The sequence below is a fragment of the Bacillus sp. NMCC4 genome, assembly GCF_002998555.1.
In the GTDB taxonomy this organism is placed as follows: domain Bacteria; phylum Bacillota; class Bacilli; order Bacillales; family Bacillaceae; genus Bacillus.
Genome location: NZ_PVRA01000003.1, coordinates 241,630 through 258,273, shown reverse-complemented (window position 1 = coordinate 258,273; position 16,644 = coordinate 241,630). Strand labels below are relative to the sequence as shown.

Here is a 16,644-nt window from a genome sequence, read left to right as displayed (position 1 = left end):
CGCTCTGGGCAAAATAGCTGAAACAGAACAGCTTCTTTTCTTAAAACTGTTCTGTTTCCTTGCAGCATGCGTTATAAAATCGTTCTCGCAGGCTCTTGCCCAATCATTTGTTCAATTTGATTTTGTTTATTTAATACGACCACTTTTGGTGTATGTGTCTTTGCTTCTTCTTCTGAGAGCATTCCATAAGCGATAATAATCACTTCATCCCCCGGCTGAACCAATCTTGCTGCCGCGCCATTTAAACAAATGACACCGCTCTTTCTTTCACCAGGAATAATATATGTTTCAAGTCTCGCGCCATTGTGATTATTGACAATCTGTACTTTCTCATTTGCCATCATGCCTGCCGCATCAAGTAAATCTTCGTCAATGGTGATACTTCCTACATAATGTAAGTTTGCTTCTGTTACCGTCGCTTTATGAAGTTTAGAGGTCATAAAGGTTCTATACATGTTTTTCACCGCTTTCAGGAACATGGAATATCACATTATCAATCAGTCTTGCCCGTGAGAATTTCACCGCAATCGCAATGATGACCTGACCTGCCAACTGCTGAAGCGGCTCAAGCTCTGGATAGGAGTAGATCTCAATATAATCGATTTCCCCGCTCGTTTGAAGAATTTCCTCTTCTACCAACTGATAAATACGACTGACGTCACGTTCACCTTTTTCAACCGCTGACTGTCCTTTTTTCAATGCGCGGTACAAAGCAGGTGCTTCTTGTCTTTCTTTTTCAGATAAGTACACATTTCTTGAACTTTTCGCTAAACCGTTTTCTTCTCTAACTGTCGGCACAGATACAAGGTGAAGATCAAAGAAGAAATCCTTGATCATCGCATCGATCACAGCGACTTGCTGTGCATCCTTTAGACCAAAGTATACATTTGTTGGTGCTACAAGATGAAATAGCTTTGTAAGCACAGTAACAACGCCGTCGAAATGTCCTGGACGTTTTTTCCCGCATAAGACATCAGTCCGCTTTTGAACCGTCATCGTGATAGATGGCTCATTTGGATACATTTCTTTCACATCAGGTGTAAATAAAATATCCACACCTGCTTCTTCTGCAAGGCGCTGATCTCTTTCCATATCCCTTGGATAGGATTCAAAGTCTTCGTTCGGTCCAAATTGCAAAGGATTGACAAAAATACTCATTACCACAATGTCATTTTGATCCCTTGCTTCTTTCGCGAGCGTCAGATGTCCTTCATGAAGAAAGCCCATCGTTGGGACAAAGCCAATGGAATGCTGTTTTTCTCGATGCTGCTTGATCAATTCCTTCAGCTCGTGAATATGGGTGACAACGTTCATTTTTTCATACCCCCATATAAACCATCAAGGACTTCTTCTTTGATATGAAATGTATGCTTGTCTTCTGGAAATGTGTGTGCTTTTACTTCTTTCGTATATTGAATAAGCGCTTCTTCTAGTACAGTATCAATTTGCGCGTATTGTTTCACAAACTTAGGTGTTCTAGACACCCCGTATCCTACCACATCATGGTAAACGAGAACTTGTCCGTCTGCCTCAGCTCCTGCACCAATCCCGATGACAGGAATTTTCAGCATGTCGGTAATTCGTTTTGTCAGTTCACCAGGTACGCATTCAAGCACAAGTGCAATCGCACCAGCTTCCTCACATTTTAAGCTGTCTTCAATCAATTTCTGCGCACTTTCGTGGTCTTTTCCTTGCACTTTATATCCGCCAAGTACTCCAACTGACTGAGGGGTGAGGCCTAAATGACTGACGACAGGAATCCCGCCTCTTGTGAGAGCTTGAATGGATTCAAATACGCCATCTCCGCCTTCTAGCTTTAAGGCATCCGCACCGCTTTCTTGCATGATGCGTGCTGCGTTTTTCAATGTTTCTGCTAATGAATAATGGTAAGACATAAATGGCATATCCGTCACAATAAATGTGTCTTTTGCGCCTCTTTTCACTGCTTTTGTGTGATGAATCATATCATCCATCGTGACTTGGACTGTCGAATCGAGTCCAAGTACAACCATCCCAAGTGAATCACCAACTAAGATCATGTCGACTTCCGCTTTTTCTGCTTGCTTTGCAGATGGATAGTCGTATGCTGTCAGCATCACAATCGGTTCGTTTTGTTCTTTCATTTTGAAAAAATCTAGCTTTGTCTTCATTTGTTCCTCCTCATTCTGGAGAGGAGATGGCTTGCCTCACATCACATGTTTTGATTTCTCATGCGCGGCGAATCATCCCTCTGTCCAAGTCCCTTAGGATCAAGGCAGAAATTTATCAAATTTTTGTTTCTACAGGTACAGCTCTTTTTCAGATACTGCCCACACGAAGTATATCAAAAATGTGCCGGGTGTTCCACTTAAGTTGACTTTATCTCGATGTCTGCGGAGTAGATTTTTTGAATACCTTCCTCCGTTTCAAGCAATAAAACACCTTCTTCATTGATTCCGAGCGCTTTTCCAGTGTATTGCCCATTGACGGTGCGGGCAACAATATGCTGACCGATCGTCATCGCATACGATTCCCATAATTGTTTAATCGGTGTAAATCCATGCTTCATATAATCGTCATACCTTTTTTCAAAGGTGGACATGATCTGTTGTATGAGCGCAGCACGGTCCACTTTTTCATTCAGTTCCATTCGCAGGCTTGTGGCGACATCCTTTAGTTCATCCGGAAAGTCATCAGCCGTTTGGTTCACATTAATGCCTGGACCAATTATCACCGCATGAACCTGGTCCGCCTCTGCTTTTAATTCGGTTAGAATGCCAACGACCTTTTTCCCGTTTAACAAAATATCGTTTGGCCATTTAATGGATGGACTGAGTCCTGTTTGCTCTGCAATGGCTTCTGCGATGGCTACAGATGCTAAAAGCGTCATCTGCGGCGCTTTGTGCAGCGGAATTTCAGGCCGTAGAACGAGACTCATCCAGATGCCTGTCCCATTTGGTGAATGCCACGTTCTTTGAAGGCGGCCTTTCCCATTTGTCTGATGATCACTGACAACGAGCGTACCGTGGGGCGCACCTTCATTTACAAGATCATGGGCAATCAGCTGTGTGGAGGCGACTTCTTTCTGAAAATAAATGTGCCTTCCAAAGCTCTCTGTCTCTAGACCAAACAGAATTTCATCCTCACTAATTTTGTCCGGTTTACGAAGCAGGCGATATCCCTTTCTTCTGACGGCTTCTACCTCATAGCCCTCTTTTCTGAGGCCCTCTATATGCTTCCAGACAGCCGTTCGAGAACAGCCAAGCTCATCACATATTTGCTGACTTGAGACAAAGTCCTCACTTGATGCTGTAAATAGTTCGATTAATCGTTTTCTAATTGCTGATCGCATGCTGTAAGCCACTCCTCTATGGCTTTTTTTCGGTTTTCCAAATGATTTTGCAGAACGGCTTTTTTCACCAAATCGAGCTCTTCTGCGATCCATTTTCCTGATGTCTTTTGCCGAAAGGCCATTAAATCTTTTCCTGAAACAGCGAGGTCTTGAAGCGTTTTAATCGGAAGGGCATCATAAGAACGCTTCGCTGCCTCAAGCTCGTCAAAGAAAATGCGGCGCTCGTGTTTTAGCTGTGAGATCTTCAAACTAGATAAGAGCACGTGTTCACCAGCCTCAAACATCTTCTCCGCATCCCAGTCACAATCGACGTATTGGCTAATAGCCACCGCGTCTTTCAAAAGCTTTGTTGACAGCTTCCATTCTTTTAAGAAGAGCACAGCCTCCGCTTCATCTAAGCCAAGCAAATGGATAACAGCCCCCCATACTTCTTCTAGTCCATCCAGTAAATAATACGGAAATGATTGAAAGGATTCTTGCAGACCATCCTTTTTGAGACCCGGCAATTCTTCATACAATTTGGTAGAAATGAGCACCTTAATCGCCCGCTCACAATAACGGCCTTTTAAAAGCTTCTCCATTTCAATCTTTTTGCGTTCAACTGATATGTTGGCAAGCAGGTGCTTATCTTTTTTCATCGCTTCAGCCGTTTCTGCAGCGAGCTCAAAGCCAAGCTGGCTTAAAAAACGGACCGCTCTCATCATACGAAGCGCGTCTTCCTGAAAGCGGCACGCAGGATCTCCTACGGTTTGAATTCGTTTCCGCTCAATATCCTGTTTGCCCCCTACATGGTCAATGATCTCCCCATTTATATCCATGGCCATCGCATTGATCGTTAAATCTCTTCTTAAAAGATCTTCCTTCAATGATGTGATAAACGCCACTTCTTTCGGTCTGCGAAAATCTTCATATTCTGATTCAGTTCGAAACGTCGTCACCTCATAGCTGACCCCATCATGTAACACGATGACAGTGCCATGCTCTTTGCCAACATCAACTGTTTTTTCAAATAAGGATTCGACCGTATCAGGCGTTGCATCTGTTGCTATATCGATATCGCCGATTTCCCTGCCTAAAAGGACATCTCTCACTGCTCCGCCGACAAAGTAAGCCTGATGCCCATGTTCGTGCAGTGTATGTAAAATAGGGATCGCATGTGTGAATGGTTCATTCATGTTCATCATCACCTTCGATCAATTCTAGGTAAAGCTCTTCATATTCACTCACAATTTTTTCAGAAGAGAAATGGGCCTGAACACTAGACTGGGCCGCCGCAGACACTTGTTCATGAAGCGCTTTGTCTTTGAGTATAGAGACTGCGTGTTTAGCTGCCGCGTCTATATCGCCGAGCGGGACAAGGAAACCTGTTTCTCCATGTGTAATGACCTCTGGAATCCCGCCAACATCAGTCCCAACACATGGGACACCGCATGCCATCGCCTCAAGAAGCACAAGTCCGAAGCTCTCTTTCTCAGAAAGAAGCAGCTTCAAATCACTGATGGAATACAGCTCTTCTACTTTCTCTTGCTTCCCTAAAAATAACACGCGGTCTGTCAGCCCCAGTTTTTTCACGAGTTCGCATACGACCGATTTTTCAGGACCATCACCGATGAGCAGCAGCTTTGCCTGCACCTGTTCTGAGATCTTTTTAAACACATGAACGACATCATGCACCCGTTTGACCTTTCGAAAATTTGATACATGGATGACGACCTTATCGTCCGGTAAAAGACCATAATGTGTCTTTAGCACTTCGTGATCTTCGCGCAAATACACCCGTTCATCGACAAAATTATGGATCGTCTCGATCTTTTTATTTGGTTTGATAAGGTCATACGTCTGCGCAGCTAATGAATGCGACACCGCCGTTACCCGGTCTGATGATTCGATCGCAAATCGAATGACTTCCTTTAGTGATGGATCATAGCCTAATACCGTAATATCCGTCCCGTGAAGCGTCGTGACGACTTTCACAGAATGTCCCGTCATCTGCTTCGCTAAGAACGCACAGACGGCGTGCGGAACCGCATAATGCGCGTGAATAATATCAAGCTTCTCTCGTTTTGCAACTTCTGCCAATTTACTTGCTAATGCAAGGTCATAAGGCGGATATTGAAAAACAGCATATTGATTGACATCCACCTCATGAAAATAAATATTCGGATACACTTTATTGAGCCTAAACGGAATACTTGAGGTAATGAAATGAACATCGTGCCCTTTTTCAGCTAAACGTTTTCCAAGTTCCGTAGCAATAATGCCCGAGCCGCCGACACTTGGATAACAAGTGATTCCGACCTTCAGTTTTTTCATAATTACCCCCCAAGTAAGTCGTCATCTATCAAAAGTGGTTTCTTTGTGATAAACCCTTCTGCATAAGCTTTATTGACTTCCCTTCCATACATAGACTCTCTCATTTTGACAAAATCAATATAACCGTTCACAAGAGGTGTCTCAACTGAATTCGCCGATTTAACAAATTGGCTTTTATACGCATGCAAGCTATCAATCTTTTGGTGCATTTCCTCAGAAATATCAATCACAAAATCTGGGCGATGATGACCGTTAATCATGTAATAATACATCTGACTTATTTTATGCGCTGGCTGCTTGTATGAATCTTCAAATTTATGTATACCTGCCGAAAAAGCAGCCTCTTCTACAAGTGAGCCCGCATGACCATGATCTGGATGCCGATCTTGGTGATGCGGAGCAAAAATCAGTTTTGGCTTGTATGTTCGAATCACGCCTGCAATGTCCTTCATCGCTTCGTCATTTAGATAAAGTCCTCTGTCTGGCAGTGTGAGCTGGATTCGCGTTGACACACCTAAAATGGCGGCAGCAGCTTTTGCTTCCTCTTTACGGCTCTCTACCGTTCCATTCGAAGATAATTCGGCCTGGGTCAAGTCGCAAATCCCGACACGCGCCCCTTTTTTTACGTATTTTGCAATCGTTCCGCCCATACCGATCTCAACATCATCGCTGTGGGCACCGAATGCAAGGATATCAAGTCGTTTCATTTGTTCCTCCGTTTTTTACTACATCTCGAAAATCAAACGTGCCTTTATTTAAATTCCTGACTAAAATTTCAGCGGTCCCCATATTGGTGGCTAGTGGAATGGTATACACATCACAAAGCCGAATGAGTGCAGATACATCCGGTTCATGCGGCTGCGCGGTAAGCGGGTCTCTAAAAAAGAGCACAAGATCCATTGCATTATCAGCAATTAAAGCACCAATCTGCTGATCTCCTCCAAGTGGTCCTGACTGGAAACGATGAATGGGAAGCCCCGTCGCTTCTTTCACTCTCAAACCTGTTGTCCCTGTTGCGTAAAGTGTATGATCTGCCAATATATCACGGTACGCAATGGCAAATTGGATCATGTCACTTTTTTTCTTATCATGAGCGATTAAAGCAATGTTCATCAGGAATCCACTCCTTATTAGTCGATGATATTTTCTAAACCATAGACAAGCTGATCAATGTGCATGACCTGTTCAACTGAAAGCTTCACACCTGACATAAATGATGCACGGTTATAAGAATCATGGCGAATGGTGAGCGTCTGTCCGTCCATTCCAAACAGTACTTCTTGATGTGCAATCATACCCGGAAGTCTTACGCTGTGCAGACGGATACCGTCATAATCTGCGCCTCGTGCACCTTCGATTAATTCTTTCTCTTCTGGATGTCCCTGCTTTTTGCTTTCTCTGACTTCTGCAATCATTTCAGCTGTTTTAAGCCCAGTACCGCTCGGAGCATCTAGTTTTTTATCATGGTGAAGCTCAATGATTTCAACGTCAGGAAAGTAATTCGCTGCCATTTTGGCAAACTTCATCATTAAGACCGCACCGACAGCAAAGTTTGGCGCAATAATACAGCCTATGCTCTTTTCTTCTGTTAATTGCTGTAGCTCTTTCAGGTCAGCTTCAGAAAATCCAGTGGTTCCTACGACTGGACGGACGCCATGTTCAAGTGCCTTTTTTGTATGTACTTTCCCGATTTCTGGTGTCGTCAAATCAATTAATACATCAGGTGCTGTCTCTGAAAGACACACATCAATATCTGTATAAATTGGCGCCTCAGATGTCGTATGAATCACATCAGATAATTTTTTTCCTTCGTGCGCGTGATCAAGGGCTGCCACAAGCTCAAAATGGCTCGTTTCTTCTGCCAGCTTCACAGCCTCTATCCCCATTCTTCCTCTTGCTCCAGCGATTACTACTTTGATGGTTTGGTTCGTCATCGTCTCTACTTCCCTTCTTTTTTTGTCCAGCGGTCTTTGTCTCTTGTATTGAATTTATGCATCACACGATCGTGTGCTTCCTCTAGTGATATATCTAGTGAATTAGCGAGGCATGTTAACACAAACAAAACATCGCCAATTTCTTCTTCCATGCTTTTTTCTGTTTCCGTTGTTTTTTTCGGCTTTTCTCCATAGTAATGGTTAACCTCTCTTGCTAGCTCGCCTAATTCTTCTGTCAGACGGGCCATCATGGCAAGCGGGCTGAAATAGCCTTCTTTAAATTGTCCTATGTAATCATCTACTTCTTGCTGCACGTGACGCAGCGTTTTTTCATTCGTCATGAAGCTCATCCTCCTATCCATCTCTTACATGTTAGCGAAATCATAAATATTTGACAAATGTTTAAGACTCAGTTTGCTTGTTTCTCTCCCATACCATATAATATTATCGCTGTCTAAGCAAAAAAAGGAGTGGTCTCTTGCTAAAAGAAATTCGTCTTAAAAATATCGTATTTATTTTAATAGGATCTGCGATTTTTTCTTTCGGTCTTGTTCATTTTAATATGCAGAACAATTTGGCGGAAGGCGGATTTACAGGTATTACACTGCTTTTATATTTTCTATTCCACATTGATCCATCCATTTCAAACCTTGTCTTAAACATTCCGATCTTTTTTATCGGCTGGAAAATGCTCGGCAAAACCATGTTTACTTATACAATTGTAGGAACCGTCAGTCTTTCTGTCTTTCTTGCCATCTTCCAGCGCTTTCAAATACATATGCCTCTCCAGCACGATTTGGCGCTAGCCGCGCTCTTTGCTGGTGTGTTTATCGGAACAGGCCTCGGGATCATCTTTAAGTTCGGCGGTACAACCGGCGGCGTGGACATCATCGCAAGACTCATCAACAAGCATTATCAGGTGGCCATGGGACGAACAATGTTCATCTTCGACGCATGTGTCATTACGATTTCTCTTACTTATTTAAATTACAAAGAAGCCATGTATACACTCGTCGCAGTGTTTGTTGCCGCAAAGGTCATTGACTTCATGCAAGAAGGCGCTTACGCAGCCAAAGGCGCCATGATTATCTCTGAAAAAGATGACATCATTCAAAAGAAAATCACAGAGGAAATGGAGCGCGGTGTGACCATTTTAAAAGGGGTTGGTTCCTATACAAAACAGGAGCGCAACGTCCTTTATTGCGTCGTCCCGAAAAACGAGCTTGTCCATCTCAAAAGCGTCGTGACCTCAGTCGATCCTCATGCATTTGTATCTGTCAGTGACGTGCATGATGTGCTTGGTGAAGGCTTCACATTAGATGAACACAAAAAGCCGCTTAATCCGCATTAAAAAAAGAAGCCCAAAAATGGTGCTTCTTTTTTTTATGATTTCGGATAATCAGCCTGACGCTTTTGCTTCTTCTCTTTTTCAGCACGGTATTTCCGAAACCCAACATACGTTAACGTTAATAAAATGATACTCCCTGTTGTTAAAATGACCCATAAAAGCGATGGATCAGCTTCATCTTGATCGACGTGAGCAAACACACTCGATAAATCCTCTTCGAGCTTCGTGAGACGCTCAAGCTTTGTTCCACTTGATGCTTTTAAAAATTCACCTTGCTCAATCACTTCCATATGCTGCTTAATCGTTTGCAGCTTTTCAGGCGAAATATCAATGGTTAAACTAGGGTATATCATATCGTATAAAGAAACCAGCTCATTCCAAGTTTCATAAAACGTCGTCGACTCCGGATCCTTCACTTCTTTTTTCAAAGTAGGAAAAGACCCCATAATGGGCTTCTCCAGCGAACCCCAAAGAGGCTCAGAGTCTGACTGGATCGCATCAAGCAGCATTCTAAACTGAGAGGCATAACGAAGCTTTTCGCGCTCATTCAATTCTTCCTGCGGCAGCCCTTTTATAATATCTTGATAGCCAAGTGTAATTTGCCGAATCTGCGTATTTGTCAGAGTACCACGCCAATTCTCAGCTTTAAATGTCTTTTCAACATACAATGCGACCTGTAACGCCTCATCATATTTAGCTTGTCTCGTTAATTGAAAGATTGAATCTGATAGTTCCGTTAATTCTTGCAGCACGTTAGCGGCTGTTTCCTCGCCTTTGGCAACAGATGGCTGTAATACGAGAAAAAATAATAGAATCATCGCGATTGGCTTTCGTTTCATGCAAGTCCCTCCTAGCCCTTCTCCATACAGCGTATGAAGAAAAGGACAAGGTTAGACCAATATTGTTAAGGGAGTTCAAGCTTGACCGATTTTTTCGATAGGACGAGATAATACGAAACAAGAAGAACGGCAATACTTAACCAAAACGTGACATAGCCGATCTCGTTTGAATAGGCAGACAGCATAGAATAACGCGGCATCATACCAAATACATAATCAATCACATCGTTATGTAAAATCCATATGCCGGCTATCACCAAATGACGCATTTTAAAACGATAATACGGTGCAAACAATACAGCTTGAACCGCCATCGCAAAGTGAGACCCAATCAGCATGTATCCTTCCCACGGAAAGTCATCAACAGATAAAAGCACAAAGATATTCATTCCTACAGCCCATAACCCGTACTTAATCAAGGTCACAAGGGCAAGTGCTTCAAAATAAGGAGCGTTTCGTTTCATCAAAAACGCAAGTAGTACAAATAAAAAGAAAAAGCTTGCCGTTGGGCTGTCTGGAACAAAAGCTAAAAAGATAGCCGGCGTCTCTACAAGCTGAGGAATATACCAATAGTAGCCGTACACAGTGCCAAGGAAATTGATCATCAGGACTAGCACAAGCATGTAGCGCGTGGCTAGCAGATATTGAATCCATCTCATACGTCTCTTCACTCACGATCTGTTAAAATCAGAAAAAAGCTGACAGCGCCAGCTTTTTCTCTTTTGAGTATATCCTTGTACTTGCATTTAAACAACTGAATTATTTAGATTTGACTTCAGATAAATATTTAGAAAGCTTTTCAAGTTCTTCATCGCTACCTTTAAAGATACCCTTAGGCATGTTGCCTTTTCCTTCAACAGCGATTTTAGCTATCTCCTCAGGTGCAAGACCGTTGTCAACAAGTGACGGTCCGGCTGCTCCGCCCTGCATGTTATCCCCGTGACAGGAGATACATGTCTGCTCCTGATAAATTTTATACTCTTCCGCTGAGGTATCAATCTCTGCTTCTTTCTTAATTTCACCTTGCTTCGCCGCTGCTTCCCAATCATGAGTAGCAACAGACTCCCACGTTAAATATGTTGCTGCGCCGACTGCAAGGATCATCATCCCCACTGCAACCGGTCTTCTATACGGTCTGCGTTCAGGACCAGAATCAAGAAATGGTGCGAGCAAAAGTGCACCAAACGCAATTCCAGGCATAATCATCGCGCCAACTACTGTATAGCCTCCTGCAGCAAATTCATATTTTAATAACTGGTACAAGAATAGGAAATACCAGTCTGGCAGCGGAATATAGCCGGTATCTGTTGGATCAGCCATCCGCTCAAGCGGAGGTGCATGAACAACAGTTAGGACAAGAAATCCAATTAAAAAAACGGCACCTACAAGCCATTCCTTTAAAAGAAAGTTCGGCCAAAAGGCTTCTGTTTTTCCCGGATATTCGGAATAGTCTTTAGGTATGTTAGGTTTTCTTTCTGCCGGAATTCTGGAGTCTCCGACAAACTTCATCCCTTTTCCCCTATGCAAAGTCATCCCCTCCTCATTGAACATTCATCAAACGCAACTTTTTTTATAGCGGTCCAGAAATTCCTTGCTTACGAATCATAATAAAGTGGGCAGCCATCAGCCCAAATAATGCCGCTGGCAAGAAAAAGACATGGATAGCGAAAAATCTCGTCAGCGTTTGTGCCCCTACAATGTCAGGATGACCTGCAAGCAGCGTTTTGATCTCTTTTCCAATGAATGGTGTGGCTTCTGCAATTTGAAGACCAACCTTCGTCGCAAATAGCGCCTTCATATCCCATGGCAAGAGATATCCTGTAAAACCAAGTCCAAGCATCACAAAGAAAATGAGCACACCAACAATCCAGTTCAGCTCTCTAGGCTTTTTATACGCCCCTTGGAAAAAGACCCTTAGCGTATGTAAAAACATCATGACAATGACTAGACTCGCACCCCAGTGGTGCATCCCTCTGACAATCTGACCAAATGCCACTTCATTTTGCAAATAATAGACAGATTCCCAGGCATTTTTAATATCCGGCACATAATACATCGTTAAAAACATGCCCGAAAGGACTTGAATGACTGTCACAAAAAACGTTAAACCGCCAAAACAGTACACAAAAGCGGAGAAATGATGTGCTGGATTGACATGCTCTGGCACCTCATGATCCGCAATATCTCTCCATATTGGTGTAATGTCTAGCCGCTCATCTACCCAATCATAAATCTTGTTAAGCATCGTTACCCTTCCCCTTTCGGCACAGCTTTTCCAAGATAGAGGTATCCGTCCTTCACTTGCTGCTTATAATGGTCAAGCGGTGCAAGCGGTGGAGTTCCGGGTACGTTTGTACCATCCTTGTCGTACAGCCCATAGTGGCATGGGCAGAAAAATTTGTTTGGATTTTTCGGATCACTGTTCCAGTTCACTGTACATCCTAAATGTTTACAGATTGGCGATAAAGCGACAATTTCATCCCCTTCTTTGTACACCCATGCTGACCTAGATTCCTTTGACTCATACCATGCATCTACTTGATCAATTTTAAAGTCAAAGCGCTTCGGTTCCTTCGTCAGTTCATCTACACTGACAACTTGAACCATATCCTGATCCTCTGTTCCTTTTAGCACAGGGTCAAGCGCAAAGCGAACCATAGGCATGAGCATTCCAGCGGCCATAAATCCCCCCACGCCGGTCAACGTGTAATTCAAAAATTGACGCCTGGACACTCCATGTCTCTTCTCGCTCATTTTTTTCTCCCCCCCTCAGGTCGTCAGCTACTTTATAACTGAATTAGAAAAAATTTCATAAAACTAGGACACCCTCATAATATATCAATCTATTCACAAGGTCAACAGCCTAAAAAGCTATGTACAATGCAAATGTAAGGGTTTTTATGAAGGGTTCCACTTTTGTAACAAAAAGTTCAAAATTTGTTCTACACTGTCTTGAACGATTTTTTGCTTTAATTCTACCTTTAAATGCTCGAGCGGAACCGGCTTTAACAAAAATAGCGCTTCACTAACCGCCGCATGCTCTTTCCATTGATGATCAGATGAGATCAACACGACATGCTGAAAATGATCTTCTAGCGACTGCTTCATCGTAAAGATGTCTTCTAGTTTTCGATCATTGATCTCTACATATGTATGTGGTGGAAAAAGAAAGACCCGCCCTTTCAGCTGCCTTTCAAGTTCCTCTGCTACAAGAATGGTAAACTCACCTAAAGATACAGTTTGTTTGATTTGATTCGCATCTATTCCAACTATTGGAATGATAGCGGTATCAATGTAATCTTTAGATTGCAAAAAGCGATCCGCATCCTCCGCTTGAAACTTCATCAATTTCCCCTCTTTCATGACATAAGCCCTGCCTGTATAGGGCAAGGCTTATTCGTTCAGTTTATGACAATAGGCTTAATTCTTTTGCTAACTTATTAAATGTTTCTTGATCATGACGGTCAAGTGCCTCATCTATCTCTTTCATAAGCCGTTCTTTTTGGAACGTTGCGATCGAGTGTTCAAGCACTTTCTCCGCAAGATCCTTATCTTTTTCGTTCTCATAAAGATCCTTTGGAATATGAGGATTTGTTTCAAGCACAGCTGCATATTCCGGCGAACGATAAGCAGAACGGAAATTCAATTGAATAAACAAATCTTGCTGTTTATTCAAACGAATATCATGAAATGACTTTTCAGCATCTGTCGTCATGATGTTTTCTTTATAAAATCTAAAGGGAACTTCATCCACACAGTGTGTTGACATAATGATTCCCCTTGGGCAAAATTCTGCTTGCTCTACAAAATGAACCTTTTCCATCAAAGAGTCGTGACTCATTAAATAATTTAATATCCAAACACACTCTCTTCGTTTTAGCTGATAATGGTTTAAAAACCACCGGATGAATTCCTTCTTTTCATTGACAGAAACAGGGGTCTGCATGTTATTCCCTCCTCTATCGTAAATTAAATTGCTATACATGAATTATTCAACAAACCAGTTCTTCATTCCTGCAAACTATAAGGAAATTTCGTCTTCAATTCTTAAAATCGTTTCTTCGATTTCTTCATTCGTGCCATCTTTCTGAAGAACTTTGCGTAATAGCGGCAATGCTTCTTTTTGTCTGCCTTCTTCTAAAAGGAACGAAGCGTATTCATATAAAAAGTCACGCTCCTCATCAAAATCAGGCAGAGCCAGCTTGAAGTAATCGGCTGCTTCTTTGTATTCCTCTCGTCCAACAGAAGCAGATGCAGCATACCAATTCCATTTTGGATCATCTTCCCCAAAGCTTTTAACCTCTTTAATGACATCCAGGATTTCATCAAAAAGCTCTTCATTTAAATAGATCGCGAGCAATGTTTGAACCGCTTCAATATATCCCGGATCAAGAGCAAGTGCTTCTTGAAGCAGCTTTTTCGCATCTTCTGAATCCCCATTTTTCAAGTCAATCTTTGCACCATATAAATATAATTCTTTGTTATACTCATCAATTTTAATACCCTCTTTTACTACCTCTAAAGCCTCCTGATATAGTCCTTCTTCCTCATAACTTTTCGCTAAAGGCATATAAAGAGACGAATAAGACGGATCAATATCTTTTAGTTCTGAAAGCTGCTGAATGGCTGTTTTCGTTCTGCCGGCCCTCATCGCTGTAAATCCGTAGCCAAAAAGTGTATTCGGGTCTGTTTGATCTTTTACTGCCTTTTCGTACCATTCAAGCGCATCTTCAAATTCTCCAGCGGTGCTGAGTGATTCAGCGAGTCTCTGGTAAACATTGACGCCGCCAACCTCATGTTGTTGATCTGCGACTTTGTAGAAATAGTCGGCGGCTTTCTTTGAAAGACCTTGTGAAAAATACAATTCACCTAACGCAAAATCAATGATGGCTTCATTTGGAAGCAGTTCTTTCGCTTTTAAGAGCTTTTGTTCACTGACTTCAAATAGTCCTTGCATTTGATACAAATCTGCCATTAACAATAAACTCTCTGGATACGCATCATCATCTTCAGGAATCGTCTCTAATACCGAAATCGCCTTTTCTTCTTCATCAGAGTCAATCAGTAGCTCTGCATAAAAACATGTTAACCCTGTTTCCTCTGGATATAAATCATGTAAATCACTGATGAGATTCCGCGCTTTATCGATATCTCCCCAATCATAATATAACTGAGCTGCCTGCGCCTTTTCTTCATCATGCAAATGCTTTTCTGCCTGAGCAAGTGTTTGGAGTCCTTTTTCAGTCTCACCCGCCTCAACTAATTTTATGGCTTCTTGTAATGAACTATTCAAATCAAACCGTTCCTTTCTGTTTCCAAAAACCTAAACTATTGTTACTTCATATCATAATCGACAGGTACTCATCCAGCAAATATGTTGCTCTTTTAAAATGAACCCATTTTTTTGTTTTAAAGACTGTTTTTCATTTCATCCTTTACGAAACGGAAGTTTTGTAAACTGCAAGCACCTGAAATTCATTTTTTTATCGGATAAAATGATTTTTTTCCAGGTTTCATCTTGAGACAAGCTATGCTATATTTCTTACAAATATGCATAAGGAAAGAAAAAGCCTGAGGACATCCTCAGACTGTTTTGGTTAAGTATTCAATGTGTTCAAAGAAATTCGGGTATGATACACGAACAGCATCTGTATCTTCAATCTCAACAGCTTGCTTTGTGATGCAAGCAGCAACCCCCAGCATCATACCGATTCGGTGATCTCCGTAGCTTGACACGATAGCGCCGCCTTTAAGTGTGGTTTTACCATGAATCTTCATACCATCATCAGTTGCTTCAATTTCAGCACCGAGTTTTTTAAGTTCTGACACGACGGTATCAATTCGATTGGTCTCTTTTACTTTTAACTCAGCAGCATCTTTAATAATCGTTGTTCCTTCTGCTTGTGTCGCTAGAAGCGCTATAATCGGGATTTCGTCGATGAGTCTTGAAATCATGTCACCAGAAATTTCAATTCCTTTTAATGAAGAGGTTGAAATCGTTAAATCACCATACGGTTCTCCGTCTTTTGCATCTACTTCTTTGATCTCAAGATTCGCACCCATTTGTTTCAGTACATCGATAATACCCGTTCTTGTTTTGTTTAGCCCGACATTTTTTAACACAATCCGGCTGTTAGGAACAATAGATCCAGCAACAAGGAAAAATGCAGCTGAAGAGATGTCTCCAGGAACAAATATATCTGTTGCTTTTAATGTTTGACCGCCTTCAATGGAAACACTTTGTTCATCTTCGTCTAGTTTTACACCAAACATAGAGAGCATTCTTTCTGTATGATCTCTTGATTTATGCGGTTCAGTTAATGTTGTTGTTCCCTCTGCTTGAAGCCCCGCTAAAAGGACAGCGGACTTAATTTGGGCACTTGCCACCGGAGACTCATATGAGATACCTTTTAAATGACCGCCACGAATAGACAGTGGCGTATACTCGCCGTTTGCTCTGCCATCTATTTTCGCTCCCAGTTGTTTAAGTGGACCTGTTACTCGTTGCATTGGTCTTTTAGCAATACTCTCATCACCGATCAGTGTACTGTGAAACTCACAACCAGCTAATATTCCCATCATTAATCGAATGGTTGTACCAGAATTCCCAACATCGAGGACGTCAGACGGCTCCTTGAGCTCTTTCAGTCCCTTACCGTGGATCACAACATCTGTCCCTTTTTGTTCAATTTCAACGCCCATCTTTCTAAAGCAATCAATCGTACTTAAACAATCGGCTCCAGGAAGAAAGTTTTTCACCACTGTAGTCCCATCAGCAATTGCACCAAACATCACTGATCTATGAGAAATGGATTTATCACCTGGAATATGAATGACTCCATTCATAGGAGCATTTTTATGAATTTTCATGTTTGTCAC

Annotated in this window: 20 protein-coding genes; 1 reads left to right on the top strand and 19 read right to left on the bottom strand. The window is 42.1% G+C overall.

The genetic code is table 11. The annotated features are described in order from the left end of the window. Positions 1–71: 71 nt before the first annotated feature. The 10 genes from panD to C6Y02_RS08665 all read right to left on the bottom strand — a co-directional run bounded on the left by panD (position 72) and on the right by C6Y02_RS08665 (position 7,919). On the bottom strand, positions 72–455 hold the full coding sequence (gene panD, locus C6Y02_RS08710) for an aspartate 1-decarboxylase (RefSeq protein WP_024422780.1): 384 nt from the start codon (positions 453–455) through the stop codon (positions 72–74). Further along, complete coding sequence (gene panC / locus C6Y02_RS08705; protein WP_060596727.1) at positions 448–1,314, bottom strand: pantoate--beta-alanine ligase; 867 nt, start codon at positions 1,312–1,314, stop codon at positions 448–450. Before panC ends, panD begins: the two co-directional genes overlap by 8 nt. After that, positions 1,311–2,150 (bottom strand): 3-methyl-2-oxobutanoate hydroxymethyltransferase, encoded by an 840-nt coding sequence (gene panB, locus C6Y02_RS08700; RefSeq protein WP_060596728.1) that lies wholly within the window; start codon positions 2,148–2,150, stop codon positions 1,311–1,313. The genes panC and panB overlap by 4 nt, the downstream gene beginning before the upstream one ends. 197 nt (positions 2,151–2,347) lie before the next feature. Continuing rightward, positions 2,348–3,331: a biotin--[acetyl-CoA-carboxylase] ligase gene (locus C6Y02_RS08695; protein WP_060596729.1), complete on the bottom strand. Its 984-nt coding sequence runs from the start codon at positions 3,329–3,331 to the stop codon at positions 2,348–2,350. Continuing rightward, complete coding sequence (locus tag C6Y02_RS08690; RefSeq protein WP_060596730.1) at positions 3,304–4,506, bottom strand: CCA tRNA nucleotidyltransferase; 1,203 nt, start codon at positions 4,504–4,506, stop codon at positions 3,304–3,306. Before C6Y02_RS08690 ends, C6Y02_RS08695 begins: the two co-directional genes overlap by 28 nt. Then, positions 4,499–5,644: an N-acetyl-alpha-D-glucosaminyl L-malate synthase BshA gene (gene bshA / locus C6Y02_RS08685; protein ID WP_060596731.1), complete on the bottom strand. Its 1,146-nt coding sequence runs from the start codon at positions 5,642–5,644 to the stop codon at positions 4,499–4,501. Before bshA ends, C6Y02_RS08690 begins: the two co-directional genes overlap by 8 nt. Positions 5,645–5,646: 2 nt before the next feature. Next, entirely contained in the window at positions 5,647–6,351 is a 705-nt protein-coding gene (bshB1, locus tag C6Y02_RS08680) for a bacillithiol biosynthesis deacetylase BshB1 (protein WP_034661049.1), read from the bottom strand. Next, positions 6,338–6,757 (bottom strand): methylglyoxal synthase, encoded by a 420-nt coding sequence (mgsA, locus tag C6Y02_RS08675; protein WP_060596732.1) that lies wholly within the window; start codon positions 6,755–6,757, stop codon positions 6,338–6,340. The genes bshB1 and mgsA overlap by 14 nt, the downstream gene beginning before the upstream one ends. A gap of 17 nt (positions 6,758–6,774) precedes the next feature. Next, on the bottom strand, positions 6,775–7,578 hold the full coding sequence (gene dapB, locus C6Y02_RS08670; protein WP_060596733.1) for a 4-hydroxy-tetrahydrodipicolinate reductase: 804 nt from the start codon (positions 7,576–7,578) through the stop codon (positions 6,775–6,777). Between the two features lie 5 nt (positions 7,579–7,583). Next, entirely contained in the window at positions 7,584–7,919 is a 336-nt protein-coding gene (locus tag C6Y02_RS08665) for a nucleotide pyrophosphohydrolase (RefSeq protein WP_003215805.1), read from the bottom strand. 137 nt (positions 7,920–8,056) lie between these two features. On the opposite strand from C6Y02_RS08665, the gene C6Y02_RS08660 reads away from it, so the two are divergent. Further along, a complete protein-coding gene (locus C6Y02_RS08660) occupies positions 8,057–8,929 on the top strand; it encodes a YitT family protein (protein ID WP_106031060.1) in 873 nt (290 codons plus the stop codon). Positions 8,930–8,961: 32 nt separating this feature from the next. On the opposite strand, the gene ypjB is transcribed toward C6Y02_RS08660, so the two are convergent. The 9 genes from ypjB to aroA form a co-directional block, all read right to left on the bottom strand. Then, positions 8,962–9,765, bottom strand: coding sequence for a sporulation protein YpjB (gene ypjB, locus C6Y02_RS08655; protein ID WP_066030732.1), 804 nt, complete (start codon positions 9,763–9,765; stop codon positions 8,962–8,964). 65 nt (positions 9,766–9,830) lie between these two features. Further along, the gene (gene lhaT / locus C6Y02_RS08650; RefSeq protein WP_106031059.1) at positions 9,831–10,424 is read right to left on the bottom strand and encodes a lipoprotein heptaprenylglyceryl N-acetyltransferase LhaT; all 594 of its coding nucleotides are present in this window, start codon (positions 10,422–10,424) and stop codon (positions 9,831–9,833) included. 100 nt (positions 10,425–10,524) lie between these two features. Further along, positions 10,525–11,292, bottom strand: a complete 768-nt coding sequence (locus tag C6Y02_RS08645; protein WP_003215888.1) for a menaquinol-cytochrome c reductase cytochrome b/c subunit — start codon at positions 11,290–11,292, stop codon at positions 10,525–10,527. Between the two features lie 43 nt (positions 11,293–11,335). After that, positions 11,336–12,010 (bottom strand): menaquinol-cytochrome c reductase cytochrome b subunit, encoded by a 675-nt coding sequence (gene qcrB / locus C6Y02_RS08640; protein ID WP_003215804.1) that lies wholly within the window; start codon positions 12,008–12,010, stop codon positions 11,336–11,338. A gap of 2 nt (positions 12,011–12,012) precedes the next feature. Beyond that, a complete protein-coding gene (locus C6Y02_RS08635) occupies positions 12,013–12,519 on the bottom strand; it encodes a ubiquinol-cytochrome c reductase iron-sulfur subunit (RefSeq protein ID WP_007500911.1) in 507 nt (168 codons plus the stop codon). A gap of 144 nt (positions 12,520–12,663) precedes the next feature. Next, positions 12,664–13,110 carry a YpiF family protein gene (locus C6Y02_RS08630; RefSeq protein ID WP_034661055.1) on the bottom strand — a complete coding sequence of 149 codons (447 nt, stop codon included), beginning with the start codon at positions 13,108–13,110 and terminating at the stop codon, positions 12,664–12,666. 61 nt (positions 13,111–13,171) lie between these two features. After that, the gene (locus tag C6Y02_RS08625) at positions 13,172–13,711 is read right to left on the bottom strand and encodes a ReoY family proteolytic degradation factor (protein WP_008344562.1); all 540 of its coding nucleotides are present in this window, start codon (positions 13,709–13,711) and stop codon (positions 13,172–13,174) included. Between the two features lie 75 nt (positions 13,712–13,786). After that, on the bottom strand, positions 13,787–15,058 hold the full coding sequence (locus tag C6Y02_RS08620) for a tetratricopeptide repeat protein (RefSeq protein WP_106031058.1): 1,272 nt from the start codon (positions 15,056–15,058) through the stop codon (positions 13,787–13,789). Between the two features lie 290 nt (positions 15,059–15,348). Next, complete coding sequence (gene aroA / locus C6Y02_RS08615; RefSeq protein WP_060596737.1) at positions 15,349–16,635, bottom strand: 3-phosphoshikimate 1-carboxyvinyltransferase; 1,287 nt, start codon at positions 16,633–16,635, stop codon at positions 15,349–15,351. Between the last annotated feature and the right edge of the window lie 9 nt (positions 16,636–16,644).